At 62.8% G+C, this 25,739-nt stretch carries 25 protein-coding genes, 1 tRNA gene and 1 pseudogene; 12 read left to right on the forward strand and 15 right to left on the reverse strand.

The window, feature by feature from the left end; all coding sequences use genetic code 11:
* Window positions 1-210: 210 nt before the first annotated feature.
* Together serA and IVB42_RS24065 are read left to right on the forward strand one after the other, a co-directional pair.
* Window positions 211-1,800 (forward strand): phosphoglycerate dehydrogenase, encoded by a 1,590-nt coding sequence (gene serA / locus IVB42_RS24060; RefSeq protein ID WP_247337608.1) that lies wholly within the window; start codon window positions 211-213, stop codon window positions 1,798-1,800.
* A 151-nt stretch (window positions 1,801-1,951) separates the two neighbouring features.
* The gene (locus IVB42_RS24065) at window positions 1,952-3,124 is read left to right on the forward strand and encodes an acetyl-CoA C-acyltransferase (RefSeq protein WP_007596708.1); all 1,173 of its coding nucleotides are present in this window, start codon (window positions 1,952-1,954) and stop codon (window positions 3,122-3,124) included.
* Between the two features lie 87 nt (window positions 3,125-3,211).
* On the opposite strand, the gene IVB42_RS24070 is transcribed toward IVB42_RS24065, so the two are convergent.
* The 4 genes from IVB42_RS24070 to IVB42_RS24085 all read right to left on the reverse strand — a co-directional run bounded on the left by IVB42_RS24070 (window position 3,212) and on the right by IVB42_RS24085 (window position 5,146).
* Complete coding sequence (locus IVB42_RS24070) at window positions 3,212-4,117, reverse strand: hypothetical protein (RefSeq protein ID WP_247296219.1); 906 nt, start codon at window positions 4,115-4,117, stop codon at window positions 3,212-3,214.
* A gap of 120 nt (window positions 4,118-4,237) precedes the next feature.
* Window positions 4,238-4,390, reverse strand: a complete 153-nt coding sequence (locus IVB42_RS24075) for a hypothetical protein (RefSeq protein ID WP_018453564.1) — start codon at window positions 4,388-4,390, stop codon at window positions 4,238-4,240.
* 297 nt (window positions 4,391-4,687) lie between these two features.
* Window positions 4,688-4,825 carry a hypothetical protein gene (locus IVB42_RS24080; RefSeq protein WP_018453566.1) on the reverse strand — a complete coding sequence of 46 codons (138 nt, stop codon included), beginning with the start codon at window positions 4,823-4,825 and terminating at the stop codon, window positions 4,688-4,690.
* Between the two features lie 132 nt (window positions 4,826-4,957).
* Window positions 4,958-5,146 (reverse strand): hypothetical protein, encoded by a 189-nt coding sequence (locus IVB42_RS24085; protein WP_018453567.1) that lies wholly within the window; start codon window positions 5,144-5,146, stop codon window positions 4,958-4,960.
* A 151-nt stretch (window positions 5,147-5,297) separates the two neighbouring features.
* Between IVB42_RS24085 and IVB42_RS24090 the strand changes: the two genes are divergently transcribed.
* Entirely contained in the window at window positions 5,298-7,301 is a 2,004-nt protein-coding gene (locus IVB42_RS24090) for a BTAD domain-containing putative transcriptional regulator (RefSeq protein WP_247296216.1), read from the forward strand.
* Between the two features lie 3 nt (window positions 7,302-7,304).
* Here the strand turns inward: IVB42_RS24090 and IVB42_RS24095 are convergent, their stop codons facing one another.
* Window positions 7,305-7,799, reverse strand: a complete 495-nt coding sequence (locus tag IVB42_RS24095) for an MAPEG family protein (RefSeq protein WP_143273320.1) — start codon at window positions 7,797-7,799, stop codon at window positions 7,305-7,307.
* A 90-nt stretch (window positions 7,800-7,889) separates the two neighbouring features.
* Here IVB42_RS24095 and IVB42_RS24100 point away from each other — a divergent pair.
* Window positions 7,890-8,036, forward strand: a pseudogene (locus tag IVB42_RS24100) (acetyl-CoA C-acyltransferase); the annotation flags it as partial.
* A gap of 90 nt (window positions 8,037-8,126) precedes the next feature.
* Here IVB42_RS24100 and IVB42_RS24105 read toward each other — a convergent pair.
* Both IVB42_RS24105 and IVB42_RS24110 read right to left on the reverse strand, forming a co-directional pair.
* Window positions 8,127-9,170 (reverse strand): AI-2E family transporter, encoded by a 1,044-nt coding sequence (locus IVB42_RS24105; protein WP_063745866.1) that lies wholly within the window; start codon window positions 9,168-9,170, stop codon window positions 8,127-8,129.
* A gap of 316 nt (window positions 9,171-9,486) precedes the next feature.
* Window positions 9,487-12,888, reverse strand: coding sequence for a PAS domain-containing protein (locus tag IVB42_RS24110; RefSeq protein WP_247360985.1), 3,402 nt, complete (start codon window positions 12,886-12,888; stop codon window positions 9,487-9,489).
* A 526-nt stretch (window positions 12,889-13,414) separates the two neighbouring features.
* Here IVB42_RS24110 and IVB42_RS24115 point away from each other — a divergent pair.
* The 6 genes from IVB42_RS24115 to tenA all read left to right on the forward strand — a co-directional run bounded on the left by IVB42_RS24115 (window position 13,415) and on the right by tenA (window position 17,768).
* Entirely contained in the window at window positions 13,415-13,846 is a 432-nt protein-coding gene (locus IVB42_RS24115) for a phasin (RefSeq protein ID WP_018453573.1), read from the forward strand.
* 194 nt (window positions 13,847-14,040) lie between these two features.
* Window positions 14,041-14,117, forward strand: a tRNA-His gene (locus IVB42_RS24120).
* 1,064 nt (window positions 14,118-15,181) lie between these two features.
* A complete protein-coding gene (locus tag IVB42_RS24125; RefSeq protein ID WP_247296211.1) occupies window positions 15,182-15,481 on the forward strand; it encodes a hypothetical protein in 300 nt (99 codons plus the stop codon).
* A 317-nt stretch (window positions 15,482-15,798) separates the two neighbouring features.
* Window positions 15,799-16,149 (forward strand): hypothetical protein, encoded by a 351-nt coding sequence (locus tag IVB42_RS24130; protein ID WP_247296209.1) that lies wholly within the window; start codon window positions 15,799-15,801, stop codon window positions 16,147-16,149.
* Between the two features lie 75 nt (window positions 16,150-16,224).
* Entirely contained in the window at window positions 16,225-16,833 is a 609-nt protein-coding gene (locus tag IVB42_RS24135) for an Abi-alpha family protein (protein ID WP_247296207.1), read from the forward strand.
* Between the two features lie 260 nt (window positions 16,834-17,093).
* Window positions 17,094-17,768, forward strand: a complete 675-nt coding sequence (gene tenA, locus IVB42_RS24140) for a thiaminase II (protein WP_247296205.1) — start codon at window positions 17,094-17,096, stop codon at window positions 17,766-17,768.
* Between the two features lie 108 nt (window positions 17,769-17,876).
* On the opposite strand, the gene IVB42_RS24145 is transcribed toward tenA, so the two are convergent.
* The 6 genes from IVB42_RS24145 to IVB42_RS24170 all read right to left on the reverse strand — a co-directional run bounded on the left by IVB42_RS24145 (window position 17,877) and on the right by IVB42_RS24170 (window position 23,214).
* Entirely contained in the window at window positions 17,877-18,281 is a 405-nt protein-coding gene (locus tag IVB42_RS24145) for a nuclear transport factor 2 family protein (protein ID WP_247296203.1), read from the reverse strand.
* 342 nt (window positions 18,282-18,623) lie between these two features.
* Window positions 18,624-18,767: a hypothetical protein gene (locus tag IVB42_RS24150; protein WP_247296202.1), complete on the reverse strand. Its 144-nt coding sequence runs from the start codon at window positions 18,765-18,767 to the stop codon at window positions 18,624-18,626.
* A 101-nt stretch (window positions 18,768-18,868) separates the two neighbouring features.
* A complete protein-coding gene (locus tag IVB42_RS24155) occupies window positions 18,869-19,939 on the reverse strand; it encodes a hypothetical protein (RefSeq protein ID WP_204512338.1) in 1,071 nt (356 codons plus the stop codon).
* Window positions 19,940-20,176: 237 nt separating this feature from the next.
* Complete coding sequence (locus IVB42_RS24160; RefSeq protein WP_247296200.1) at window positions 20,177-21,115, reverse strand: AEC family transporter; 939 nt, start codon at window positions 21,113-21,115, stop codon at window positions 20,177-20,179.
* Window positions 21,116-21,121: 6 nt separating this feature from the next.
* Window positions 21,122-22,051: a CoA ester lyase gene (locus IVB42_RS24165; RefSeq protein ID WP_247376394.1), complete on the reverse strand. Its 930-nt coding sequence runs from the start codon at window positions 22,049-22,051 to the stop codon at window positions 21,122-21,124.
* On the reverse strand, window positions 22,048-23,214 hold the full coding sequence (locus IVB42_RS24170) for a CaiB/BaiF CoA-transferase family protein (RefSeq protein ID WP_247296195.1): 1,167 nt from the start codon (window positions 23,212-23,214) through the stop codon (window positions 22,048-22,050). The genes IVB42_RS24165 and IVB42_RS24170 overlap by 4 nt, the downstream gene beginning before the upstream one ends.
* A 321-nt stretch (window positions 23,215-23,535) precedes the next feature.
* Here IVB42_RS24170 and IVB42_RS24175 point away from each other — a divergent pair, with 321 nt between their 5' ends.
* Together IVB42_RS24175 and IVB42_RS24180 are read left to right on the forward strand one after the other, a co-directional pair.
* A complete protein-coding gene (locus IVB42_RS24175; protein ID WP_247296193.1) occupies window positions 23,536-23,910 on the forward strand; it encodes a hypothetical protein in 375 nt (124 codons plus the stop codon).
* Window positions 23,911-24,368: 458 nt separating this feature from the next.
* The gene (locus IVB42_RS24180) at window positions 24,369-25,046 is read left to right on the forward strand and encodes a ParA family protein (protein WP_007596685.1); all 678 of its coding nucleotides are present in this window, start codon (window positions 24,369-24,371) and stop codon (window positions 25,044-25,046) included.
* A 129-nt stretch (window positions 25,047-25,175) separates the two neighbouring features.
* On the opposite strand, the gene IVB42_RS24185 is transcribed toward IVB42_RS24180, so the two are convergent.
* Both IVB42_RS24185 and IVB42_RS24190 read right to left on the reverse strand, forming a co-directional pair.
* Window positions 25,176-25,355 (reverse strand): hypothetical protein, encoded by a 180-nt coding sequence (locus IVB42_RS24185; protein WP_007596684.1) that lies wholly within the window; start codon window positions 25,353-25,355, stop codon window positions 25,176-25,178.
* Window positions 25,356-25,451: 96 nt separating this feature from the next.
* Window positions 25,452-25,598 carry a hypothetical protein gene (locus IVB42_RS24190; protein ID WP_166517545.1) on the reverse strand — a complete coding sequence of 49 codons (147 nt, stop codon included), beginning with the start codon at window positions 25,596-25,598 and terminating at the stop codon, window positions 25,452-25,454.
* Window positions 25,599-25,739: the final 141 nt, after the last annotated feature.

The following is a 25,739-nucleotide window of genomic DNA, read 5'->3' on the forward strand; positions in this document are numbered from 1 at the left end:
TTTACCTCTCCCCGTTCTTACGGGGAGAGGTCGGGTCGCGCAGCGATCCGGGTGAGGGGCTCTCTCCGCGAGCACCTCGCCTGTGGCTGCCCCTCACCCCGACCCTCTCCCCGTAAGAACGGGGAGAGGGAGAGCAAAGAGCTTCCGAGCAATTCCCCATTCCGGCCCTCAGGCCGATCTCCCTCTAGGGACGGCGAAGGACACATCTCCATGACCAAACCCAAAGTTCTCATTTCCGACGCGCTCTCTCCCGCTGCCGTGCAGATCTTCAAAGACCGCGGCGTCGAGGTCGACTTCCAGCCCAATCTCGGCAAGGACAAGGACAAGCTCGCCGAGATCATCGGCAATTACGACGGCCTCGCGATCCGCTCCGCGACCAAGGCGACCGCGAAGATCCTCGAGAAGGCGACCAACCTCAAGGTGATCGGCCGCGCCGGCATCGGCGTCGACAACGTCGAGATTCCTGCCGCCACGGCCAAGGGTATCATCGTGATGAACACGCCGTTCGGCAATTCGATCACGACCGCCGAGCACGCCATCACCCTGATGCTGGCGCTGGCGCGCGAGATTCCGCAGGCGGACGCTTCGACCCAGGCCGGCAAGTGGGAGAAGAACCGCTTCATGGGCGTCGAGATCACCGGCAAGGTGCTCGGAGTCGTCGGCTGCGGCAACATCGGCTCGATCGTCGCCGACCGCGCGCTCGGCCTGCGCATGAAGGTGATCGCGTTCGATCCGTTCCTGTCGCCGGAGCGCGCCAGGGACATCGGCGTCGAGAAGGTCGAGCTCGACGACCTCTTCAAGCGCGCCGACTTCATCACCCTGCACACCCCGCTCACCGAGAAGACCAGGAACATCATCGACGCAGCCGCGATCGCCAAGATGAAGAAGGGCGTGCGCCTGATCAACTGCGCCCGCGGCGGTCTCGTCGACGAGCAGGCCGTGGTCAACGCTTTGAATTCCAAGCACATCGCCGGCGCCGCTTTCGACGTCTTTGTCGAGGAGCCCGCCACCGCGAATGTGCTGTTCGGTCATCCCAACGTGATCTGCACGCCGCATCTCGGCGCGTCCACCACCGAGGCGCAGGAGAACGTCGCGCTCCAGGTTGCCGAGCAGATGTCGGATTACCTGCTCACCGGCGCGATCTCGAATGCCGTCAACTTCCCCTCGATCACGGCGGAAGAGGCGCCGAAGCTGAAGCCGTTCATCGCGCTCGCTGAAAAGCTCGGTTCGTTCGCGGGACAGCTCACCGAGAGCGGCATCCTCAAGGTCGAGATCACCTATGAGGGCCACGTGGCCGAGATGAAGATCAAGGCGATCACCTCCGCCGTGCTGTCGGGCCTGCTGCGGCCGATGCTGGGTGAGGTCAACGTCGTCTCCGCGCCCGTCGTCGCCAAGGAGCGCGGCATGGTGGTGGACGAGATCGTCCGCGCCGCCCAGAGTGACTATGAAAGCCTGATCACCGTCACCGTCACCACCGAGCGGCAGGAGCGGTCGGTCTCGGGCACGGTCTATGCCGACGGCAAGCCGCGCCTGGTCGACATCAAGGGCATCCGCGTCGACGCTGAATTTGGCAAGTCGATGATCTACGTGACCAACGAGGACAAGCCGGGTTTCATAGGCAAGTTCGCGAGCCTGCTCGGCGATGCCAAGATCAACATCGCGACCTTCCATCTTGGCCGCGTTGCGCCGGGCTCCGATGCCATCGCGCTGATCGAGGTCGACGGCGCGGTGCCGGCCGATCTGCTTGCCAAGGTGCAGGCTCTGCCGCAGGTCAAGCAGGTCAAGGCGCTGACGTTCTGATCCGCCGACATATTCCGACCCGCGGAACAACGCCGCCCTCTCGCGAGGGCGGCGTTTTTATTTCTCCCGCGACCGCCGGACATTGTGTACCAATGGCGCCGAGAAACCTCGACCGATGCTCCGGTCAAAATCGTTCGAAAGGGAGAAAACAATGCGTGAAGCCGTCATCGTTTCCTATGCACGCACGGGCCTCGCGAAATCCGGCCGCGGCGGGTTCAACATCACCCCGCCGATGTCGCTCGCGGCCCACGCCATTCACCACGCAGTCGACCGCGCCGGCGTCGAGAAGGACTATGTCGAGGATTGCTATCTCGGCAATTGCGCTCATGGCGCGCCGAACATCGGCCGCCAGGCCGCGCTGCTGGCGGGAATGCCGAAATCGACCGGGGGCGTCTCGGTGAACCGGTTCTGCTCGTCCGGTCTCCAGACCATCGCGATGGCCGCCAACTCGATCCGCTCGGACGGTTCCGACTGCATCGTCGCAGGCGGCGTCGAGAGCATCTCGATGCCGGGCGGCGGCACGCCGAAGGAATCGATCGATCCCGAACTGCTCAAGACGGCACCGGCGATCTTCATGGCGATGATTGACACCGCCGATATCGTCGCCGAGCGCTACAATCTCAGCCGTGAATATCAGGACGAGTATTCGCTGGAGTCGCAGCGCCGCATGGCCGCCGCGCAGCAGGCCGGCAAGTTCAAGGACGAGATCGTCCCGATGAAGACTAAGATGAAGGTGGTCGACAAGGCGACCAAGGCCGAGTCGATCGTCGATTACGTCGTCGACCGCGACGAGTGCAACCGGCCCGAGACCACGCTGGAAGGTCTCGCCAAGCTCGAGCCCGTCAGGGGCCCCGGCAAGTTCGTCACGGCCGGCAACGCCAGCCAGCTGTCGGACGGCGCCGCGGCCGTGGTGCTGATGGAAGCCAAGGACGCGGAGAAGCGCGGCCTCAATCCCATGGGCCGCTTCGTCGCCTGGGCGGCCGCGGGTTGCGAGCCGGACGAGATGGGCATCGGCCCGATCTTTGCCGTGCCGAAGCTGTTGAAGCGTCATGGCCTGAAGATCGACGACATCGATCTCTGGGAGCTCAATGAAGCCTTCGCCAGCCAGTGTCTCTATTCGCGCGACAAGCTCGGCATCGATCCCGCCAAGTACAATGTCAACGGCGGATCGATCGCGATCGGCCATCCGTTCGGCATGACCGGCGCGCGGCTCACCGGCCACATCCTCCAGGAGGGCAAGCGCCGCAAGGCGAAGTGGGGCGTCGTGACGATGTGCATCGGCGGCGGCCAGGGCGGCGCGGGACTGTTCGAAATCTACAGCTGAGATCGAGCCTCATGAATGCGGAAGGCACGGCGTCGCAAGCGCCGTGCCTTGTTGTTTGAGCACCAGGTCAGGCGTGTACTCTTTGGGTCATCGGTTTTGTGGGATGAAGCGGCTGAAGGATGGTAGTCTAAGACAAAGCTTGATGATGAGGGGAAGCGCGAGGACCGGGATGACGCACGCAGCGACATAATCTTCCGCCAGCGACGGCAGACCGAAGCTCGCCGCTGCCCACACGAGCGTGACGTTGCGGTTTCCGCTCACGAGACCGATGGTACCGGCGGTTTGCCACCCCAGTCTCGCGAACGTCATGGCAGCGAGGACGCACAGACCGAAATTGAACACGATCGCCGCGGCGAGCATCACGTCGAAACGCAGGGCGTTGCTGGTCCATTGCGCCCGTATGCCTTGCGAGGTGGCAAGCCCCACGATCATGAGCCCGACAACGGCGATCCCGGTGGCGGCGCTTTGATCGGGCAGAACAGGAATCACATGACGACGAAACCTCATGGCTAAGAAGGCCACCAGGCCTGCAGCGCCGATAATGCTGAAGAGCCGGATCGCCAGCCTGCCCATGTCGAATGCAATTCCAAGTCCGAGCACCGTGGCAAAACTCGGAATCGAGATCGGCGTGAGCAAGGTCAGTGCGATGGAAACGAGCAGTGCGAGACGTGGTCGCAAACCGAGCATTCCGGCGATCGCAGCGGCGCTTCCGACCGGCGGCGCCAGCAATGAAAGCAGAACGCCGGCCCGCAGCGCAGGATCAAGCGGAGCAAAGGACAGCAGAATCGCAGCAGCGAATGGCAGCACCAGGCCAACCCAGGCAAGCACCACGCCCATCAGGAGCGGACGAATGCTGGCTTCAGAGGGGGCAAGACCCGCCGTAAGAAACGAGCCCAGCGTCAGAAGAAATGCCGAAAAAGGCAAAAGATCGTAGCCGAGATGAGCGAAGGGAGTGATCACCAGCCCTGCGCAAAGCGAGATCACCAGGAGCATGGGTCCTTGTCCGCCAAGCGTGGACAATATCCGGCCAACGTACATATCAGCTCCTCTGGACTTACGCATCAACGACGATGCGTCTTCAGATTTCAGTCATGTCGGCCGCCATTGCGAACGTCAGAAGAATCCGGCGCTCAAATCCAGGCCGTAGGTTCGTGAGAGCACGAACACAAAGGCGCACGCTGCGCACAACAGGAGGGCGTGCTTCGCCAATTCGGCACCGATGACCGAGAGGACCGTGCGGGAAATCGTGCGTATGATTGCTGGCATGTTGCCTCCTGGTTTTTCAAATCCCATGAACCGGCTGCATGTGGCGGCCGTCAGTCGGTGTGCGAAGCGAGGATCAGGGGCGGATCACCTGGCTCGGTCGACGCGCGCTGAATCAGGATCGCGCCGATCACGTGAACGAGGCCGAATCCCAGCAGAACGAGGATCATCAGGCGCGTCTCGCCGCCTGTTCGCTTTCTGTCGTGCGATGCCGGAGATCTGGCCCGAATTGGAGACGCAGCACGGTTGTGATTGTTCACGATTGTCCTCATATGCTTTGCTGTCGCTCGTCCCGATCGCCTACGGCGCCGGCGGGTTCGAAATGTAGTGGGTAACGAAATCGTCGGAGGCGAGGTTGGCTTGGCGCTCTCGGGGCGCCTTGCTCATTGCCGCGAAGGCAATCACCAGCGCCAGGAGCGAGCCATAGAAGGCGACCACTCCAAGTCTCCACATCGCAACCAATCGCTGTTCTTGGTCGGACGCGAGAAACCTCTGCGATTGTCATCCCTGCTGTGCGATGTCGGTCAATGCGACCTCCTGTTTGATGGCTGTTGTGATGCCGGCGTGCGATCAGTCGCCTCCGAAAAGGAGCGGTGCGACGGGCGGCGCCGACTGCGAAGCGGCCCTGAGTGTCGGGTGTGCAAAGGTCGTCAACGCTGCGTCGAATCCGGCGAGAACCACGAACAAGCCAACGACGATCATGATGAGGTGATGCGCGCGCACGCTGACTTCCGGATGAAATTGCTCCGCGTCGATCAACCAACCGGCATCTCGTCGCGATGCGATCTGAACCCACTGTCGTCGTCGCCGGCGTCACTCGGCCGTCACTGCAGCGTTAATATTGTTCGCTAAGGCGGCAATTCGTGTAGGATGTATATCCGTGAGCGCATCTGCTTATTTTTGAGGCGGAATGACCGAAACTGCACCCGCGCCCAGCCCAAGTTTTACTCTCGCACTTCTTGGACGTTTTGAACTGATCGGGCCGGACGGTGCCGTCAGCTTACCGAACAAGAAGCTCGCGGGATTGCTGGCCTATCTGGCCTACACGGCACCTCAGCCTCAGCACCGCGAAAAACTCTCGACCTTGCTGTGGGGATCGCACTTCGAAGCGCAGGCGAAGCAAAACCTGCGACAGGCCCTGTTCAAGCTGCGTCAAGTTCTTGGTCAGAGTGCTCTCAGGAGTGACGGCGAATTCATTTCGTTGAATGCCGTTGTGATCACCTGCGATGTGCCGCAATTCGAGCGGCTTGTCAGAAAGGGCAGCCGTGACGCGCTGACCGCGGCGGCAGATCTCTATCGCGGGCGCCTCGTCGATGACATCGCGGTCAACGCTGAGGGCTGGAGCGAGTGGGTGGCCGGCGAACGCGAGCGGTTATCGGAGCTGGCTGTCGGCGCGATGGTAGCGCTCGGCGACCAGGAACTGTCCGACGGACGTGCCGGCGATGCCCTGCTCGCCGGCCAGCGCGCCAATGCACTCAACAGCATGCGCGAGGATGCGCACCGCCTGATCATGCGCGCGTTGTCCGCGGCCGGCCGCAACGCCGAGGCGCTCAAATATTATCAGGCCGTCGTTGCCTTTCTGAAGCAAGAGCTCGGCACCGCGCCCGATGCCACAACCAGCGCGCTGGCTGCGGAATTGCGCAAGGTCCAGGAGCAGAAGATCGTTCTGCCGGCAGCGGAGCCGACGGCAGACCTTTCGCACCAGGCGGAGCACGTGTTCGGCAACGACAGGCCCTCCGTGGCGGTGCTTCCGTTCCGCAACATGGGTGATGAAACCGAACAGGACTACTTCGCCGATGGCGTCACTGCAGACATCATCACCGCTCTATCGCGCTTTCGCGAGCTGGTGGTGATCGCGGCCGGATCGAGCTTTGCCCTTCGGGACAAGGGAATGACCAGCCGGCAGATTGCGCAGCAACTCGGTGCGCAATACGTCCTGAGCGGTCATATTCGCAAGGCGGGCAACCGCATTCGCGTCTCGGCCGAGCTCACTCATACCGGAAGCGAGGCCCAGGTCTGGTCCAATCGCTACGATCGCCCCCTGGTCGACATCTTCGACCTGCAGGACGACGTCAGCAGCAGTGTTGCCGCAGTCGTCGATCCCGCCGTTCGTAGCGCCGAGATCGAACGCGCACGCCGCAAGCCGCCAACTGATCTTTCGGCCTATGATCTGTATTTGCGCGGCCTTCATCATTTATGGGGCGGCACCCGCGAAGGTATCGTCAAGGCCATCGATCTGCTTCGGCGGTCTCTGAGCCTCGATCAGGAGCGAACGGCGACGCTGGCGGCGCTGGCTTGGGGACTCGTGATGGCTCCGCCGCTCGGCGCCAACATGTCTGCGGATGCCGCGTCCGAGGCGGTCGGTCTGGCGCGCCGCGCCGTCGAGCAGGATAGTGGGGACGCTTTCGCCCACGCTGTCTATGGCTTCACGCTGTTTGGGCCCGCCGGCGACAACGATCAGGGGCGCATTCACGCCAGCGAAGCCGCAAGGCTCAATCCGAGTTCGGCTTTCGCATGGGGTGTACTCGGAATGATCGACAGCATGGGAGGCGATTATGCCAACGCACTCGCATGCCTGCATCGGTCTCTCGTCCTCAGCCCCGAGGACAGCATGCTCCATATGTGGATGACGGGACTGACCGCGTCCTACTTTGCCCTCGGGCAGTACGAGGAGGGCGTTGCCTGGGCGCGCAAGTCGGTTCGGCACAATCCGAGCAACGGCACCGGACATCGCATGCTCGCGGCCAACCTGGTCGGGGTCGGCCGGCTGGAGGAAGCCCGCGAGGTCACCCGGGTTCGCGATGCGGCACAAAAAACGACGATCCGCGATCTGCGCGCCATGCGCTTTTTCAAGCAGCACGAGGCGCTTGAACGCTACCTTTCGGCCCAGCAGATCGCCGGCGTGGCCGACTGAGCCTCAAGCGCCGAGTGCAACGAGCAGCGTGCGCACGGTCATGAAGACCAGGATGACCGAGCCGACGGTCCACAGCATTGCGCGAATGTCGTGAATTTGCCCGGTGAGATAGGCGAGAAAATGCAGCAGGCGTGAGGCAACGTAGCCGTAGAGCAGGCATTGCGCGAGAAGCAGCGACGGCTTTGTGAGAACATAAAGAAAGCCCGCGGCCAGGAAATACGGCAGGCTCTCGAGATCGTTCATCTGGATCCGGCGGATCCGCTCCACATCTTCGTTGGGAAGAAGCTGCGCCGGATCGGGTGCGGGATTCAGTGGTGTCTTCTTGATGTCCTCCGGCGAACGGTAGCCGCCCTGGGCCCTCACCATCCGGACCACGGTGAGCCACGACATCGCCACGGCCTTGAGGATGATCAAGCTGGCGGCAACGACATAGGTGGCGAAGAGGGGATCGTGAAGATTGATTCCGTCCAATTTGGTACCCCGCTCCGGCAGGGCCATACTACATGTCCGAGCGGGTTGCGCCACTACGTAAAGGCAGCCGCCAGTCCAGTCCCAGCCTGATCTCGCCTTATGCCTTCGCCAGCGCCGATCGGCCATCCGTTCGGCATGACCGGCGCGCGGCTCACCGGCCACATCCTCCAGGAAGGCAAGCGCCGCAAGGCGAAGTGGGGCGTCGTGACGATGTGCATCGGCGGCGGCCAGGGCGGCGCGGGACTGTTCGAAATCTACAGCTGAGATCGAGCCTCATGAATGCGGAAGGCACGGCGTCGCAAGCGCCGTGCCTTTTGCTTTCTGGCGTGTGCTTGGGGATACGCCCGCGGCAACTCAACCGTTCTTCTCGGGCGCGACAGGTCGGAACACCCACTCGCGCCAGACCACCAGCAACGCCGACATGATCACCGGGCCGAGAAACAAGCCCAGAAGGCCGAAGGCAGCCAAGCCTCCGAAGATCCCGACAAACGCGAACAGAAACGGCAGCCGCGCCGAGTCGCCGACCAGGGTCGGCCAGACGAAATGATCGCCGGCCAACATGACGATCGCGCCCCAGAAGAAGACGCCCGCGGCTGCGAAGCCGCTGCCTCCGCCAGAGACCAGCACCACCGCCGCAGCGGTGAAAGCGAGCCAGGCGCCGAACGGAAGCATGGCGAAGGCCGTGGTCAATATTGTGAATACGATGGCATGCGGCACGCCCGCGACGAAATAGGCCACGCCGATCAATAATCCCTCGCCTGCGGCGACCAGCACCGTACCGTTCACGGTGCCGCGGATCGCATCGACCATTTGCTCGGCGAGACCCTCTCCCGCCTCACCGAAAAGCCGATCGCAAGTTTCCAGCACGCGGTCCGAGATCGACCGGCCGTTGCGCAGCAAGACGAACAAGGCGATCAGCGAAAAGAACAGAAGAAACAGGCGATGAAGCAGCTGTCCGCCGAACGTTCGAAACAGTTCCGATGCGTTGTCTGCGTTGACGCTTTTCAGCCATGCGGTCGCGGCTTTGGGATCGGAAAGATTGCTGCGCCACCACTGCTCGATGCTCTCTGCGGCGATCGGAAGGCGGGCGAGCCAATCAGGCACTTCGATCCCGCTCTCTCCGGCCTGTTTCATCCAGCCCACGAGCAGATCGCCTTGCTGCGCGATCTGATAGACGGCAAGCGACATCGGCGTAAACAGGATGAGGGCGACGACGAGCGTGAAGACCAGCGGGGCCAGGCTGGAGCGGCCGGAGGTCACGCGTGCCGCAAACTTGGTGTAGAGCGGCCACAGGCTGGTTGCGAGTATCGCGGCCCAGATCACCGCGGGCAGAAAGCCCGCCGCCGTCCACAACGCGAGTGCGACCAGCGCAAGGGCAAGCACGACTCGGGCGTTCATGCGCGCGCCTGCGCCGGTAGGCAGCGGCTTTCGCTCAGTCGTGGTCGGGCCTCTGTCGCTCCGCACCGCCTCGCTCCGCTTGGGCGGACGCTGCTTCGATGCCACGGATTTCGCTCGTTCGGTCATTTGAAGTCGCTGGAGTGCGGAGCTGCAGTGTCGAACTGATCAGCAGGAGAAACGCTGGGTCCAGGCTTCAAGCCGCAACGAGGGGCTTCGGTTCCGCTCGGGAAGAAGTCGCAATGAGCTGGCGCCCTTCGCGGGGCGCGGCTCGGCCGAAGCCGCCCGTGCACCGCGGGCAGGAAATCGCGTTCGCCGCTTACGCCTGCGCCAGTGCCGGTGCGAACACCACCTCGATCAGCGAGCCGGAGTTCGCCGCGCTCTTGATGTTGAAGCGGGCGCGGTTGGCTTCGACCAGGGCCTTGGTCAGCGACAAGCTCAGCGCCGAACTGTCTTCGGCGTCGCCGGGCGGCGGCGTGCGGAACGGCTCCATCGCGGCGGCGACTTCGCGCTCGCTGAGGCCGTGACCGGTGTCGCGGATGCGAAGTGCGACCTCGCCGCGGTCGGTGAGCGCGGTCGAGACGATGACCTGGCCGCCGGCGCTGGCGAGCCGGATCGAGTTCGAGATCAGGTTCATGGTGATCTGCCGCATCGCGCGCGCATCCGCGCTCACCTGCGGCAGGGCATGGCCGAGCGAGGTGCGGATGATGATGCGCTCGCGATTGGCCTGCGGCTGCATCACCACCACGCAGGCCTCGACGAGATCGTTGAGGTTGAGGTTGGCGAAGTTGAGGTCGAGCTTGCCGGTCTCGATCCGCGACAGCTCGAGCAGGTCGTCGATGATGGCGATGACGCGCTCGCCGGAGGCGCGGATGTCCTTCATGTACTCGCCGTAGCGCTCGTTGCCGAGCGTGCCGAAGCGTTCCGAGATCATCACCTCCGAGAAGCCGATGATGGCGTTCAGCGGCGTGCGGATCTCGTGGCTGATCCGCGCCAGCATGTCGGCCTTGGCATTGGCCGCGCCGTCGACCAGACGTCGCGCCTGCGTCAGCTCGCTCTCGCCCTGCTTGCTGTGCGAGAGATCGCGGAACACGGCGAAGAAGTTCGGGCCGTCGGGCCGGGTGCGGCCCATGATCATCGCGAGCGGAATGACGCCGCCCTTCTTCTCGCGCCCCAGCACCTCGCGGCCGTGGTCGAGCAGGCTCGCGATGTCCTGGCTCTTGAGGTTTTCCAGATAGTCGATCACGACATGCTGGCTCTCCGGCGCGAACAGCGTCACCAGATTCTGCTGCATCAGCGTCTCGCCGTCATAGCCGAACAGCGCCTCGGCGCTGCGGTTGCAGGCGTGGATGTTGCCTTCGGCATCGAACATCACGATGCCCTCGGCCGTGGTGTCGAGGATCGCGGCGAGATCTTCCGCGGCCGCCTCGCCGGCGTCGGGCTCCGGCGCGGTGGGGAAGGTCTCGGGGACAATGGTCTCGGCGGTGACGGTCTCGGCGATGACGGGCGCAGCCTGCGGCAGCGCGCAGATCAGCGCATGCGCGCTCTCGCCGTCCCAGTCGATCGCGTGCAGATGCGCCTCGGTGGTCGGCAGCGGCGCTTCGCCATTGGCGAGCGTCGCGCTGATCGTGACAGGCGTGCCGGCTTGCGACGTGCTGCTGGCCGCGGACACGCCCGGCTCGACATAGAGCGCATCCAGCCCGCCGGCATTCTCCAGTGCGCTCAGGCTGGCATAGCCCATGCGCGCGAGAAACGCGGGGTTGGCGTAGAGCAGGCGGTCGAGCCGGTAGATCAGGATGCCGGTCGGCAGCAGGTCGAGCAGCGCGCGGTCGCGCGGGCTGTGGCCGTGCGCGGGCGGCGCGGGCGCGGTCAGCCATTCGGCCGGCGCGTGCGGCGTCTCAGGCTCGGGCTCCGGCGTCGCCGCCTCAGGCGTGATCTCGGCATCCGGCGGCTCGGACGATGCCGCGATGGTTTCCTTGTCGCGTTCGAGGCGCTCGGACAATTGGCGGGCGAGCTCGTTGAACGCGCTGTTCTCGACCGGCGTCAGCGTCGGCGATCGCGTGTCGCCGGGCGCTCGGAACGGCAGGACATTGGGAGGCGTTTCCACTGGCGGTTCCGGATCGGTTGGATGTGAATTCGCGTCGGGTGTGGGTTCGGGCAGTTCAGCTTCAGGCTCAGGTGCGGGCGGCTCGATCGGCGGAGGCGGCGGCTCTGGCTCGGGCTCCGGCTCGACCACATTGGCGGACAGGCTTTGCGGCGCCGCCGGTTCGGCCAAAAGCTCAAAACGCCTGAGCGCATCGAGCCGGTTGAGGCCGTCGAGATCGCGGCAGACGCCAAATCCCCTGAAGCCCGCGAAATTGCGCTCGCCGTCATAAACCGGAAGTCCGGCAAGCTCGACCGGCAGATGCTCGCCGCCATCGGCCGGCCAGTTCACGGTGATCCCGGCCCAGGTGTCCTTGCTCGCAAGCGCCTGCGCCACGCGGCTCTCAGGATCGAGCGCGAAGGCGTCGGCGATCTCGCGCCAGGGGCGGTCGAAGCCGGCGGCGGTGCGCGCACCGATCAGGTGGATGAATTCGTCGGACAGAAGCACAAAGCGGCCCTCTGCATCCGCCTTCCAGAGGAAGCGCAGCGGATGCTGACGCGGTGCGGGCGGCTCTTCGTGGCCCGACGGCGGCTCGACCATGCCGGTTACGGTCGGCGCGGCCTGCGGCGACACCATGGCTTCGGCCGAGTTTTCAACCGGAGTCTTCGGTTCGACCTCGGCGCGCGCTTCGGCCGCTTGCTCGACGGCTTGCTGGATCGAGACGATCTCGGTCGCCGGCTCGCTTACGGGCGGTTCGTGCGCGATCGTTGCTTGCGGCGCGTCGACCGGCTCGGCGAAGGCGTCGAACAGCGCGATCTCTGATGGCGCCTCGTGCGACGGCGCCGCTTGCACATCCTGCGGTACGGCGGCTGGAGCAGCGGACGGCGCAGCCTCATGCTGAGCGATGTCTTCTCGGGCGATCTCTTCGCGCGCGACCTCTTCGGCGGCCTCGGACTCGACCTCATCAGTCGCAGCCGCCGCCTGCTGCACGGCAGGCTCGATCAGCGCGACCAGGCCGACATCGGCCCCGCTGCCGACCCGCTGCAGCACCATCTGGCCGATGCCGATCGGCGTCTCGGCGCGGCCAAGGCTGAGCGCATCGCTGCGCGCCTGTTCGAGGCCGCCCTCGGTGAGATCGCGGAAGCCGAGCAGGGTGCGGGCCGTTTCGCTGGCCCCGACGAACAGGCCGTCGGGTGCGAACGCCGCCATCGGCGTCTTGGCGCCGTCGACCAGACGAAGCAGCCGCTCGACCAGCGGCATGGTGCGCAAGCCGGGGTCCATCGCGGTGACCAGCACGGCGCGGCCGCCATCGGCGAAGTCGAGCCGGGCGCAGGCGCAGGTCATCAGAGTGCCCAACCGCGCGCCGAAGCCGCGCAGCCGTTCGAGCCGGATCGCGCCGTTCGGAGGCAGCCGGCCGGCAAGCCGGATGATCTGGCGGCGGTGGCTGTCGGCGGGCCCGAAGGTCTTGTCTGCGAGCGCCGTGGCATGGGCCGCGCCGAACAGTCTTGCCCCGACCGGATTGGCCCAGAGCACGCGCGTGCCGTCGATCGACCACAGCCAGACGGGCAGCGGCGAGGTCGCGTGCACGGCCAGCCGGGGATCGCCCACGCCTCGCAACTGGAAATCCGAACTCGTCATCCGACCGGCTTCGCGTCCCGCTTGTGCGCATCAGGCTGCCGGGAATGACAGCCTTAAGAAAGGGTTAGTATCGCCCGCAGGGCCGGGCAGGTCCACGGCCGAAGCCTATGCGCCAAGGCCTAAAGCCGCGATAACCTTAATGTCCCTGACCCCGCAAGCCGTAGCCCGTTCGCATCCCCATTCTTCGAGATCCCCGCGTCCGCAGATACCCATGCCGCCCAGCCTCATCCTGAGGAGATCGCGCAGCGGTCGTCTCAAAGGACGAGGCGCGCGCTCAGGCACCACCTGATTACCTCAACCACCGGTTCCCCATACCGGGAACCTCATCCTCCCCGCGATTAAATTTGCGCAATGCACCCCAAAACCCGTTGCGTTGCACAATGTTGACATCTTAGGCAGGCATGGTCTCCGCGCTGGGCGAGCCATCATTCGTTTTGTGTTTCCAGTCTTCGCACCCGTCACCCGGTTGGCCGGCGGGCGCGCCTGAAGGCTCACTCCGTTTTTTCATTAGTGTGAGGGACAAAGCATGACAGGTACGACTGATCCATTCTCCGCCTCCGTCATTCCGTTCGAGGTTCCGGAGCAGATGCGTGCGTTCGCCGAAAAGGGCGTGTCGCAGGCCCGCGAGAACTACGCCAAGTTCAAGGACGCCGCCGAAACCCACAACGGCACCGTCGAGGCCGTGTTCGCGTCCGCCCACAAGGGCGTCAGCGAATACACCGCCAAGCTGATGGAGTTCGCGAAGGCCAACACCAAGGCCCATCTCGACTTCACCCAGGAGCTGTTCAGCGTGAAGGCGCCGCAGGATGCGTTCGCGCTGTGGACCAACCATTCCAAGACGCAGCTCGAAACCTTCCAGGCCCAGGCCCGGGAGCTCGCCGAGATCACCCAGCGCGCGGCCACTGCCGCCGCCGAGCCGATCAAGGCCTCCGCCGCGAAGCTCTACCCCGCCGCCTGATCTGGCCGGGTCGTTTGAATTAAGAAACCCGGGCCTAGAGCCCGGGTTTTGCTTTGGAAATAACCTCGTTTGCGGGACGTTTTGAGGGTGTTGCGGCCTTGCCAAAAACGCCCGTTGCACCTAGTTTCCGCCCCGTCCAGCCCCCCTCGGTGACCGGCCCTATCAAGGGCGCCCCTCGGGCGGCTCGCAAGGATGCAGTTGTAGCTCAGTTGGTTAGAGCGCCTGTCTGTGGAACAGGAGGTCGGTGGTTCGAGCCCACCCAACTGTACCAGCGGTGCAATTCTCAGACACCTTAAGCCCCGGCACATTTGCGTCTTGAGAAGACCGATGCAGATCCGACCGGGACAAAGATCACTATCGTTGCTCATTATCTTGAACGTTCAAGCGCGTCCGGGGCAGTCCGGGAGCCCAGTTTTGCTCAGCGATGGGCGAACCATCGCAGCGATGATAATCGGCAGTTACGCTCCTAGGGCAGGTGGCGGCATCAGCTTGGGCGGTGTTGACCCTCATACCTTGCATCAGACCACCCACGCGATTTCCGCTGAGTACATTCGCGAGTTGCAGTCATGACCTTCGATTTCGAAAATTCTACGTCACTTGATTGGATAGGAGCGCTTCCGGCCGCTCATGCAAAGACTATAGAAGCGATGCTCTCCAATGGAAACGAGCTTAGAGGAAATCGGTCAGAATTGGCTGTCCAGGGTCGGTCCCGAGAACACCTTCCCTTTTGGAGCAAGTAGCGGGTCGCATAGTTTTTTCCGTCGAGTGATGGAAGAGGTGCGCAAGTTCATTGCGGAGACCCCTCTTACAAGGACTTGCGCAAAAAAGATCGAGAGCCTCACTAACAAGCATAAGGTTGAAGTCGTAGGCGCCATAGCCGCTGGAATTGGCTCTGTCGTTGGTTTATCGGCAGTTGTCTTGGTTCCTGTGGTCGGCATTGCACTTGCAGTAGCTTGTCGGATCGGCGTGAACGCATATTGCGCCGTACCACAGCCTGCAAGCGAGGCGACAAGCGGACAGAGGGGCACATAGACAAAACGCCGCAATAGCAGATTGCCGCTTGAGACGTGGGGTTAGTCGACCTGCCAGGTTACCCATAACAGTGCACTAACCTCTCGATCCCAGGGCACTCGTTTTCTGTAATCCCAATTTCACGCACTGTAACCGGAATCTCTTTTGTTGCAGCGCGTTTAGGTTGCGCTTCCCCGTACGTTGCGGTTGGATGCACGGCTGGGGGAATAGAACATGCGAGTTTTGGGAATCGTAGCGCTTGGCGTCGCGCTATGTGGTTGCGCTTTTCAGCGCGCCGAAATCGCCCAAGATGCACGAACGCAAATGGTAGGCATGTCAAAGGAGCAGGTGCTCTCTTGTATGGGCGCACCGGCCAACAAAGCGGCCGAGGGCGCGACCGAGGTCTGGGGCTATGATTCCGGCAATGGCATGGAGGTCGCCAGCGTCAGCGGCGATCGGTACGGCGCCACCGCGGTCAGCTCACGTCGCTTTTGCAAGATCAATGTGGTGTTTGCCGGCGGCCAGGTCTCTTCAATGAACTACACCGGCCCAACTGGCGGTCTCCTAACTGCCGGGGAGCAGTGCGCTTACGCGGTGGACGCGTGTGTGAAGACGCGGCAATAGCCCAGGTCCTAATTTCACGCCCACGGACATCCGAACACCGAAGCGTTAATCTGCCAAGCCCCTTTCGGGGCGCCTTGGCGCGCGCCTTCTGTTAGAACCTTCGGATGGCTCGCCTCCCGCCGCAACGCGGTGCTGCTCGCCGTCGCGTTTCTCGCTGGCTGGGCCGTCTATCGTTGTTCACGTAAGGAAGCGCCGGTGTCATCGCGGCCGGAGCTGCGGCTTTCGTCGCCTATCGCCTAGGAAGCTCCCAAGCTGAGGCGGCTCGCCTCCAGGCAGAAGTTGCCAAACAAAACTGGCAAACCGAGAATGAGCGCGTCGTGCTAGAGCTGTTCGACTGCCGTATAGCAATCTTTGAAGCAATAAGACATGTGGTAGCCAAGACCATGTCCTCCGGACAACCAGACGATGGCACACTTTATGAGTACGCGGAGGCAATCGAAAAAGCGCCGTTTTATTTTGGACCAGACGTCAACGAATATCTTGAGCGCATCCGAATTGTGATCATCGATCTGATGGACTCGAACTCTGCAATCAAACTACACGACCCGGCTGGCCCGAAGCTGCACTATGATCGAATGAATGAGCTGAACGAGTATTACCGGACTGCTCCCAAGCTGTTTGGCCCCTACATTCAGGCGCATCAAAAAGTTGGGAGTTGGCAATCTTAGTCCTTGGTTGCAATTTGCTCTCGTCAAGGTCGGCTGGGCCGCCTATCGCTGGCTTTAAGCTCGGGGAATAAGCGAATGACCGACAAGGCACCGTACGAAGGCGCGATTGAAGAAAGCGCAAAAGCCGCCAGCAAGGCGCTGGACCTTGTGAAGGCCAGTTCTCAGCAAATCGCCGATGTTTACGGTATTCTGATTGGAGACCCGCTCCACGCTGCACGGCACCGGCGACTGGATGCAATAACCCGGCGAACACAGGAGATATTGCGGGAGCGCGACGCTAAGACGACCGAACTGCCAGAGCAAATCGCTATACCGTTGCTGGAAGCAGCCCAGCAAGAATCTCGCACGGAGATGCAGGAGATTTGGGCAAGACTTTTAGCTAATGCGATGGACACCGATCGTGCCGCGGATGTCCGACCCGAGTTCGTTGCTGCTCTCCAGAAGCTGCAGCCGCTTGATGCACTTCTATTGCAAGAGGCTCGCGCGCTCGTCCAAAACCCCAATCAGGCAACTGTTGATCCAAAAATCTTTGCGGACCGATTGAGTATTCGCGAGACTCTAGCGGCTGTTTCGATCGAAAATTTGGTAATTGCTCGCTGTTTGTCGCGGCATCTTTCTGGTCAAACCGACTACTACAGGTTAGCTGGATTCGGCATCGAGCTGTTGCACGCATGCCGACCTTGAAATTCGGCGCTCAGTTAGCCTGTACTTGAAGCCCGCTCATACAGTGCTGGGGCAGTGCGGCGCCGGACAAGTCGGCCAGCCGTTCCTTTTAAAACTCTTGGGGTTACGGTGACGCAAAACTCCCGATGCGGGGAGTGCCCATCCGCAACGCTGCTTAAAGTGAGTTTTGTGCGCGGTCACCGTAGCTCCCCCGTTCGCAATGCGCTATCGGTAGCGAGCCAAAAGACGTTCATGGACAAGCAAGCCGGGCGAAAAAGATCGTGAGTTTCTTCGAGCGTCTCAAGACAGCAGCATCCGTTGAGTGGCGGGCTTACACCGAGCATCCCTTCACGAGCGGATTGGCAGACGGCTCGCTCCCCGAAGCGGCGTTTCGTCACTACCTCGTTCAGGACTATTTGTTCCTCATCGAGTTTGCTCGCGCCTACGCGCTCGCGGTCTACAAGTCGCCCCGACTTGCCGACATGCGTGAAGCCGCGGCCGGCCTTTCGGCTATCCTCGATGTCGAGATGAACCTGCATGTGAAGCTCTGCGCCGATTGGGGTCTGTCCCCGGCCGACCTTGAACAGGCCCCGCCGGCGGCCGAGATGCTGGCCTATACACGCTACGTGCTCGACGCAGGAATGCGCGGCGATCTGCTGGCGCTCAAGGTGGCGCTTGCCCCCTGCGTGATCGGGTACGCGGAGATCGCAACGCGGCTCGCCTCGCTCCCCCTCGCGGACGCTGCGACGAACGCCTACCGCGTCTGGATCGCCGAGTATGCCGGCGCGCCGTACCAGGAGGTCGCTGCCAAAGCGCAGGCGCACATGGAGCATCTCGCCGATCTCTACGCCACACCGGCCCGCGAGGCAGAGCTGATTGCGATCTTCAAGGAAGCCACCCGACTCGAGGCGGACTTCTGGCAGATGGCCTGGCGCGCGGGCCAGCGTGTTCAATAACTCTTTCGGCAGTCAGGTTCACAGCCTGAACGTCATACAATTCGAATTACTATGACAGTGCACCAAACTCACCAACGTCAGGCGACACTAACAGAACCTCACCACGCGTCACGCAATCATCGCCTTGATCTGCGCAGTGTCCGCAAACTCGATCAGCTCGATGATCTTGCCGTCCTTAAATCTGAACAGATCCAGGATCTCGGTGCTTGAAGCCTGCCCGGTCGGGCGGTATCGAACGACGAGGCGGGAATGGACGGCGACGCGATCTCCGTCGACCAGCTCAGCCAGGATTTCGCGACCTTCGAAGCCGAATTCATCAATCAATCTACTGAAAGCTCCACGCAGGGTCGGGTGCCCTTGCATGCTCCCTGTCAGTGCGAGCGCGCTCTTGTCGCCCATCAAGGTGAACAAGCCCTCGGGATGAAAGGCTGTCACCAAGCCCTCGGCGTCACCGCCATCGCGTGCTGCGTAAGCGCTTCTGATCACTGCCAGTCTCTCTTCACGCTGTCCCATATCACCCTCCCTGCAGGACGTATCAAGTCAGCCTAGCGACCTTTGCGTGTAAACGCAAAATCATCAGTTGAGGGGGGCGAAGGCTCAGCACGCCACGAAGCAGGATCGGTCGCTTTCGTTCCCCCATTTCAGGAGAAATCGGCGTCGGGCAACGCCGAACCTTTTCACGACCTGGAGTGTTTGTGTTGCGGCAGGACTGACAACGCTGAGGAGCTCAGACATGAACGGCATTATCTATTTGGTCGGACTCGTCGTCGTGATTGGTGTGGTGCTCTCGTTCCTGGGCCTGCGCTGATTGTATTTGGGAGGTGGTGCGGCGCACTCGCCAAGCCGCCGACCACCTCACCTCGCCACCACCCACACCACCACCGGCAACGTCACCGCCGCCAGCAGCGTGCCCGGAGCCACCGCAACTGACACCGGGTTCACCCGCCGCTGATACTGCACGGCGAAGATGTACGTATTCGCGCAGGTCGGCACCTGCATTGGGTCGAGCGCGCATACCACCAGGATGCTCGGCTTCTCGCCCCCTCGAAGCACGAAGCCACAGCTCCGTCGGGAAATCAGTCTGCCAGCTACCCGCCCCATCACGGCGTCGGGGCGACCACATCCTTGAAGTCAGACAAAGCGCGAATGGCTGCCGTTCTGTTCAACACAAATCGCTTCACTTCCTCTTGCTGGCTCGAACTCAAATCCGTCCAGTGATGTTTTTCAGTTGGGAAGCTGATCAGAAGGCCTTCGCTGCGGTGCTGTGCGACTTGGACAGGAACAACGTCATCAGGTGTGTCGACGAGATACTGGTCTGACGGATGATTTTCGGCTTTGAGTGTTCCGGATTGCACCTGATTGGATACCTCGGGAATACCCAACGAGAAACCGAGCGCCTTCAGATCGAAGACCAATGAGCCGGGATGAGTATCGACGCTGACGAACTGGAGAAAGCTGGTCTGCGACTTGGTCACGCCGGTTTTAAGATGACCGTGAACGACCCGCACGAGCTGGCCTTCCGATCCGTTGATCCAGTCTTCGAAGTCCATGAGCGGCGTCGTGAACACGACCGGCTTGCCCACTTGCGCATCCCGCAATTGTTTGGGATCGAACTTGTCGAAGCTCACGGGCGACACCTTGGGCACCTTCTTGAACATGCCGGCACCGATGGTCAGATCACCGCCGATAATCGGCCCAAAAAGCGAAAGTTCGCGCCCTGTACTCAAGTTCTTGATCTTCACGCGGAGCAAGCTCGATTTGACGCCGATACCCGAGGCGCCAAAGAGCGCTGCGATTTTCATCTCCCAGAAGGTGCTCGGCGCATAAACAAGCCGAGGCGGACGGTGCACCTTCTTGTAACCGCCCGTACCTGTCCAAACCAGGTCGACCATGAGGACGACACTGCGATCGATGGCGGCGTTATCTTCGCCGGCCGTCGGAAACGGTTCCGTGCTCCCGACTGCCTTTTGGCCAAGCGCGACGGGCAATCCCGGCAGCTGCATTTTGACGATGGGATCGACCTGGTCGAAGATCGTTTTCGCCCTGAATTCCGATAGGCGTTGGTTCAGTGCGGATGCCGCCGCCTTCGTGCGGGCACCTCTCCAGCGTCGGCTGGCGTGACCAACGCATGTGATGCGGACCGAAACCGTCCCATCTTTGGGAATGCCCATGGAACTGCTCCTTTATTGCAGATCTCTTTTTGGTCAGTTGAGCGTTTGGACCGGTTCAATGCGCCGAAATGGATTTATCACGCGTGTGCTGTCAGGGGTTCCACGCAGATCACACGGCTTTGGACAGCGACGACAAGGTGTCGCCACGAACGCTGATATGCGGATTGCGTTCGATGCCAACAGCTGGATGACATCAAAGAAGTTTTGCTCCAAGCGAGTTATCGCGCACAGCCTGCCTCACCTCGCCACCACCCACACCACCACCGGCAACGTCACAGCCGCCAGCAGCGTGCCCAGCGCCACCGCGCCCGATACCGGGTTCACCAGCCGCTGATACTGTACCGCGAAGATATACGCATTGGCGCCGGTCGGCATCGCCGCAAACAGCACGACGACGCCGGCCGCGAGTGGCGGCAGGTCGAGCATCCTTGCCAGCGCGAAGGCGGCCGCCGGCATCGCCAGCAGTTTGAGCGCGCTCATCACGACCACGCTCAACATCTCGCCCTTGACCTCGAACCTGAACAGATTGATGCCGAGCGCGATCAGCGCCGCCGGCGATCCCGCCTGCGCCAGCAGCTCGACGGTCCGGTCGACGACGGGATGCAGGCCGAGGCCGGTGAGGCGCCAGACGAGGCCGAAGCCGATCGCGAGCATGATCGGGTTGCGGGCGAGATCGCGCAGCACCGGCAGGATCAGCGACGCGGCAGAGGCGGTCTGCTTGCGGTCGACCAGCTCCATCTGCAGCGTGCCGCAGAGCCAGAGCAGCGGCGTGTTCACCGACAGGATCAGCGCCATCGGGCCTGCCGCCTCATTGCCGAGCGCCGAGAGCGTCAGGGGAATGCCGAGCATCACGATGTTGCCGTAGACCGAGCCGATCGCGAACACGACGCCGTCCTCGCGGTCCTCGCGCCGCTGCCGCAGCAGCGCCGAGAGCAGGAGCGCCGCGATCCAGGTCAGCGCGAGCGCGCCGTAATAGGCGCCCCACATCCGCCACGGGCTGACGCCGGAAAATTCCGAGACGACGATGGTGCGGAACAGCAGCGCGGGAATCGCGATGCTGAAGGCGAATTCGCTGATGCCCTTGTGCGCGGTCTCCGAGACGAAGCGAAACAGCACCGCGGCATAGCCGGCCGCGATCAGCGCAAACACCGGCGCGACGATCAGCACCGTGGTCATGCGCCGCTACGACCCCATCTCGATGATCCGGCGCGCCATCCGCACATTGGCATAGTCGATCATCTTGCCGTCGAGCGTCACCGCGCCCTGGCCCTGCGCCTCGGCGTGCTCCATGGCCGCGACCACCCGCCGCGCGTGCGCGAGCTCGGTGTCGGACGGGACGAACGCCCGCAGCGTCGGCTCGATCTGGTCGGGATGGATCACCTGCTTGCCGTCAAAACCCATCGCAGCCGCCTTGAGCGCGCTGCTTTCCGTCAGTCTGCCATCCCGGAACGCGCCGCACGGACCGTCGATGGCGCGCAGGCCGAACGCGCGCGCCGCCACCAGCAGGCGCATCATCGGATAGGCGAACAGATCGAGCGGGGCGGTGGCATAGCCGCTCTGGATGGAGCCGACATGGCGGTAGTCGTCCGGCGACGCGCCGATTTCCGAGGAGCGGGCGCCGATCGACGCCGCGAAATCGCCGACGCCGAGATGAAGGGCGGCGACGCTGTCGTGCGCGGCCGCGAGCGCGTCGACATTGACGAGACCGAGCGCAGTCTCGATCAGCAGTTCGAGCGCCACAGGCGAGGGGCGATCCGGCGCGGCGGCGCGCAGCTGATCGGCAATGGCGGCGATGTCGCTCGCGCGCTCCGCCTTCGGCACGATCACCGAATCCAATCTGGGAAGCGCAGCGAGCGTGCCGATTTCCTGCGCGATGAAGGGGCTGTCGACGGCGTTGAGCCTGACGGCGACGACCTTGTTGCCCCAATCCAGCGAGGATAGCGCCCGCGCAGCTTCCTCCAGCGCCGCGCTCTTCTCGGAGGGCGGGACGGCGTCCTCGAGATCCATAAACACCGCATCCGCGGCCGAGGCAGCCGCCTTGGCGACGAGACGGGAGCGATGCGCCGGAACGGCCAGATAGACCCGCGTCGGCCGCTGAGGGGCCATCGTCATGTCTCCTTTGCGAGACCGAGTTCGCTGAGGATGGATTGGTTGTGTTGCCCGACGTCAGGCACGGGATCCATCCGGGGCGACAGGCCGGGAATGGTGAGAGCCGGCAGGAAGCTCATCACCGGGCCGCAACGAGATCCCACCGTTTGCACCCGGGAGCGGGCGCGGAGCTGCTCGTGCTCCAGGAAAGCCTCGACCGAATTCAGATGCGCGTTGGCGATCGAGGCCTCGTCGAGCAGCCGCAGCACCTCGTCACTGGTCATCGCTGCAAAACGCTGCTCGATATGGACCTGCAGATCGTCCCTGTTCTGCATGCGCAGCGGATTGCTGCGGAAGCGGGGGTGGTCGGCAAGGGCCGCCTCGCCAAGCACGACGGCGCACAGCGATCGCCATTCCCGGTCGTTCTGGATGCCGAAGAAAATCGTGTTGCCGTCTCCGACGCGGAACGGGCCATACGGCGCTATCGTTGCGTGCCTTGCCCCGGTTCGCGGCAGTGGCCGGCCCGTACTCTGCGTATAGAAGGCGGGATAGCTCATCCAGTCCGTGATGGAATCGAACAGCGAGGCCTGGAAGGCGGTGCCCTTGCCGGTGCGCTCGCGGCGATATAGCGCCATCAGCACGCCGTTGAGGATGTACATGCCGGTGGCGATATCGACCACCGACAGCCCAACCTTGGCGGGCTCCGCCTCGGTGCCGTTGATGGCGAGAACGCCGGCCTCGCACTGCACGAGGAGATCGTAGGCCTTCTTGTCGCTGTAGGGACCGCCCGCGCCATAGCCCGACACGTCGCAGGCGATGATCCGGGGATACTTCCGCAGCAGCGATGCGGCATCGAGGCCCAGCCGCTCCGCCGCGCCGGGCGCCAGGTTCTGGATGAAGACGTCGGCCTGCGGCAGCAGGGCCTTGAGCACCTCCTGGCCTTCAGGGCTCTTGATGTCGATGGCGAGGCTTTCCTTCGACCTGTTGGTCCAGACGAACTGGCTGGACATCCCGTTCATCACGTGATCGTAGTCGCGGCAGAAATCGCCGTCGCCCGGCCGCTCGATCTTGATGACGCGCGCGCCCCAGTCCGCAAGATGCCGGCTGGCAAGAGGAGCCGCGATCGCCTGCTCGAGCGAGACCACCGTCACGCCGGACAGCGGCAGCTCCGCCTCATGTCGCTCCATGCAATCGTCTCCGCTCCCGCTCACGCTTTTGTCCAGCGCAGGAGACAAGCCGACCACCCCACGCACGTTCTGTGATGATGGCATCATGCTCCTGTTTTGCCCGACGAGTCAAACCTCATTTCGTAAAATCCGCAAATCGCGATCCGCAAAGTTCAATCGCCACATGGACTTGGCTACTGTGCATGGGGTTGTTTTCGCGTTTTTTGTTTTGGGGGTCCCTGTTGCCGAGACCGCACACGTCCCGCCTTTCGCATCTCCCCTCGGTTGCCAACGAACCCCCGTTCACCCACTATCGTCTCCGACTCGACATTTGGGGGATCGATGCCGGCGTTCCGCTTTAAGAAATCCGTGAAGACATACACGGCTGCCGCGATCACGGGGATCGCCCTGGCCGTCCTGATCCAGCCGGGTGAAGGCTTTGCCTACTCCCAGGAGGAGCAGCAGGCCTGCACGCCGGATGCGATGCGGCTGTGCGGCGAGTTCGTTCCGAACGTCGACGCCATCACCGCCTGCATGATCCAGAAGAAGTCGCAGCTCTCGCCGCAGTGCCGCGCGTTCTTCCGGCCTGGACCGGAGCCGGGCATGGCGGCCGCGCCCCGCGCCGGCAAGCCGACCAGCATCGCGCCCAGGAGCTCGGGCCGGACGGCGAAGAAGAGCACCAAGCCGGCCAAGAAGAAGAAAGCCAGCGAAGGCTGAACGCGGGCGCCGCGTTCCCTTTTTGAAACTCGATCATGCCCGGGCCACAGCGCGCAGTGCGTTTGATGTCCCGGGCATTTGCGTGTCCAGCCCTCGTTCGCTCGCCCCTTGAGTCAAACTGACCCAGGCATCAGCCCCACACCAGCCACCGGACTCCTTTTGTTCGCCTCGGCGTGCGGAAGCTTGCGATAAGGCAGGACGGAAACGGCTAGCGAAACGGATTGCGCGGCGAGGTTGCATTCCGCTTCGTCCTGCCAAGGCTGCTCAAAAAACGCACGATTGCTGGCGTGAAGGTGTTGCGATGCAGCTCGCACCCGTCGTCGCACGCAGTAGTGTGACTCAAAAGCCAACGCGCTTTGTTATTTCATGGCGCCAGCATAACTTATGATAAATTTTTCTTTCCCGAATCACCGCGGTGATTCATTTTCGCCGCCTGGGGTCAATCTGGAGGCAGAGGTATGAACGTTATTGTTTTTGCATCGCGTAAAGGTGGCTCAGGCAAGAGTACGCTGGCCGCACATCTCGCCGCGCAGATCAAGGCGACCAAGCCGATCCTGCTCGTCGATGCGGATCCGCAAGGCTCGCTCACGCTGTGGCACAAGCTGCGTGGCACCAACGAACCGCCGATCAAGTCCGCGGTGAACTCGGTCAGCGGCATCGTCTCCGCGGCCAAGCGCGACGGTTATGAATGGGTGTTGATCGACACGCCGCCGAACCTGTCGGCCGTCGTCGACGACGCCATCCGCAACGCCACCATGGTGGTGATTCCCGCCCGTCCCGGCGTGTTCGACGTCAACGCGGTGCAGGAAACCATCCAGATGTGCCGTGCGGCACGCAAGCCCTACGCGGTCGTGCTCAACGGTGCGCCGGCGCGCCGCGACGAGTCCGAAAGCCCGATCGTCACCATCGCCCGCGAGGCGTTGGCGAAGTTCCGTGCTCCGGTGTGGGGCGGCCAGATCACCAACCGTTCGGATCTGCTGATGGCGCTGAGCCACGGCGAGGGCGCGCGGGAATATCAGGCCGAGAGCCGTGCGGCGCAGGAAATCGCAAGGCTGTGGGCGGCGATCGAACGTTCGGTAAAGGCTATTCGCGGCACGGCGTCGGCGTCCGGCGCAATGCACAAGCAGGCGGCGTAATTTTCATAAATCATTCCCCGGACGAAAAACGCGCGGACATCCGCGCGTTTTGCGTTTTTGGGCGAGCACGATCCGGAAAAGTGTGAAGCGGTTTTCCGATAAGATCGTGCTCAAGAAAGTGGATGGAAGTTACGCCACCATCAGCATGTAGAACACGATCACCGGCGACAGAGTGAGGATCACCGACCAGATGCCGGCGGCCCACAGAATGTCCTCGGTGGTAAAGCCCTGCTGTCCAGCGTCGTAATGCGACGCCATCTCGTTATGACTATTCACAAACGCCCCCGCGATTTCTTCGCTTATGGGCATGAACGCTACACGGGATATTTTAAAATTCCGGGTCGCAGTTTCGCGCGCTTTTGAACACAGCTGCTACCACGAGTTAACCATCGCGGCGCGCTGGCATCACGCCAGCCAGACTCGAAACACCAGCACCGGCATCAGGCCGAGCATCACCGCCCAGAAGCCGAACGACGACACCACCACAATTCCCCGCAAGAAATCAGCCGACGCGAACATGTCTGCCGCCGTCGGGCGGATGCGTTGCCCCATGATCATTCCCCCATTTGAAAAGACTTTGAATGAAGACGATAGGCGCGTTTGCGTAAACGAGCCGTGGATGCGCCATGCGGCAGCAGCGAAGGCCGTTGGGGCGGGGTTAACCACGGTGCGTCTTCCCTTCTCCCGCAAGAG

The organism is Bradyrhizobium sp. 45, assembly GCF_023073155.1.
In the GTDB taxonomy this organism is placed as follows: domain Bacteria; phylum Pseudomonadota; class Alphaproteobacteria; order Rhizobiales; family Xanthobacteraceae; genus Bradyrhizobium; species Bradyrhizobium canariense_D.

What these genes read in the sequence shown, in the direction of transcription:
- IVB42_RS24070 (WP_247296219.1), bottom strand. Translation starts at nt 4,117, where the DNA reads ATGCTCCTGGTGATCTCGCTTTGCGCAGGGCTGGTGATCACTCCCTTC.
- IVB42_RS24090 (WP_247296216.1), top strand. Translation starts at nt 5,298, where the DNA reads ATGACCGAAACTGCACCCGCGCCCAGCCCAAGTTTTACTCTCGCACTT.
- IVB42_RS24165 (WP_247376394.1), bottom strand. Translation starts at nt 22,051, where the DNA reads ATGACGATGGCCCCTCAGCGGCCGACGCGGGTCTATCTGGCCGTTCCG.
- IVB42_RS24180 (WP_007596685.1), top strand. Translation starts at nt 24,369, where the DNA reads ATGAACGTTATTGTTTTTGCATCGCGTAAAGGTGGCTCAGGCAAGAGT.
- IVB42_RS24095 (WP_143273320.1), bottom strand. Translation starts at nt 7,799, where the DNA reads ATGGCCCTGCCGGAGCGGGGTACCAAATTGGACGGAATCAATCTTCAC.
- IVB42_RS24155 (WP_204512338.1), bottom strand. Translation starts at nt 19,939, where the DNA reads ATGGGCATTCCCAAAGATGGGACGGTTTCGGTCCGCATCACATGCGTT.
- IVB42_RS24170 (WP_247296195.1), bottom strand. Translation starts at nt 23,214, where the DNA reads ATGGAGCGACATGAGGCGGAGCTGCCGCTGTCCGGCGTGACGGTGGTC.
- IVB42_RS24115 (WP_018453573.1), top strand. Translation starts at nt 13,415, where the DNA reads ATGACAGGTACGACTGATCCATTCTCCGCCTCCGTCATTCCGTTCGAG.
- IVB42_RS24175 (WP_247296193.1), top strand. Translation starts at nt 23,536, where the DNA reads ATGCCGGCGTTCCGCTTTAAGAAATCCGTGAAGACATACACGGCTGCC.
- IVB42_RS24065 (WP_007596708.1), top strand. Translation starts at nt 1,952, where the DNA reads ATGCGTGAAGCCGTCATCGTTTCCTATGCACGCACGGGCCTCGCGAAA.
- IVB42_RS24150 (WP_247296202.1), bottom strand. Translation starts at nt 18,767, where the DNA reads ATGCAGGTGCCGACCTGCGCGAATACGTACATCTTCGCCGTGCAGTAT.
- IVB42_RS24075 (WP_018453564.1), bottom strand. Translation starts at nt 4,390, where the DNA reads ATGCCAGCAATCATACGCACGATTTCCCGCACGGTCCTCTCGGTCATC.
- IVB42_RS24135 (WP_247296207.1), top strand. Translation starts at nt 16,225, where the DNA reads ATGACCGACAAGGCACCGTACGAAGGCGCGATTGAAGAAAGCGCAAAA.
- IVB42_RS24105 (WP_063745866.1), bottom strand. Translation starts at nt 9,170, where the DNA reads ATGAACGCCCGAGTCGTGCTTGCCCTTGCGCTGGTCGCACTCGCGTTG.
- serA (WP_247337608.1), top strand. Translation starts at nt 211, where the DNA reads ATGACCAAACCCAAAGTTCTCATTTCCGACGCGCTCTCTCCCGCTGCC.
- IVB42_RS24185 (WP_007596684.1), bottom strand. Translation starts at nt 25,355, where the DNA reads ATGCCCATAAGCGAAGAAATCGCGGGGGCGTTTGTGAATAGTCATAAC.
- IVB42_RS24160 (WP_247296200.1), bottom strand. Translation starts at nt 21,115, where the DNA reads ATGACCACGGTGCTGATCGTCGCGCCGGTGTTTGCGCTGATCGCGGCC.
- IVB42_RS24125 (WP_247296211.1), top strand. Translation starts at nt 15,182, where the DNA reads ATGGTAGGCATGTCAAAGGAGCAGGTGCTCTCTTGTATGGGCGCACCG.
- IVB42_RS24110 (WP_247360985.1), bottom strand. Translation starts at nt 12,888, where the DNA reads ATGACGAGTTCGGATTTCCAGTTGCGAGGCGTGGGCGATCCCCGGCTG.
- IVB42_RS24190 (WP_166517545.1), bottom strand. Translation starts at nt 25,598, where the DNA reads ATGGGGCAACGCATCCGCCCGACGGCGGCAGACATGTTCGCGTCGGCT.
- IVB42_RS24145 (WP_247296203.1), bottom strand. Translation starts at nt 18,281, where the DNA reads ATGGGACAGCGTGAAGAGAGACTGGCAGTGATCAGAAGCGCTTACGCA.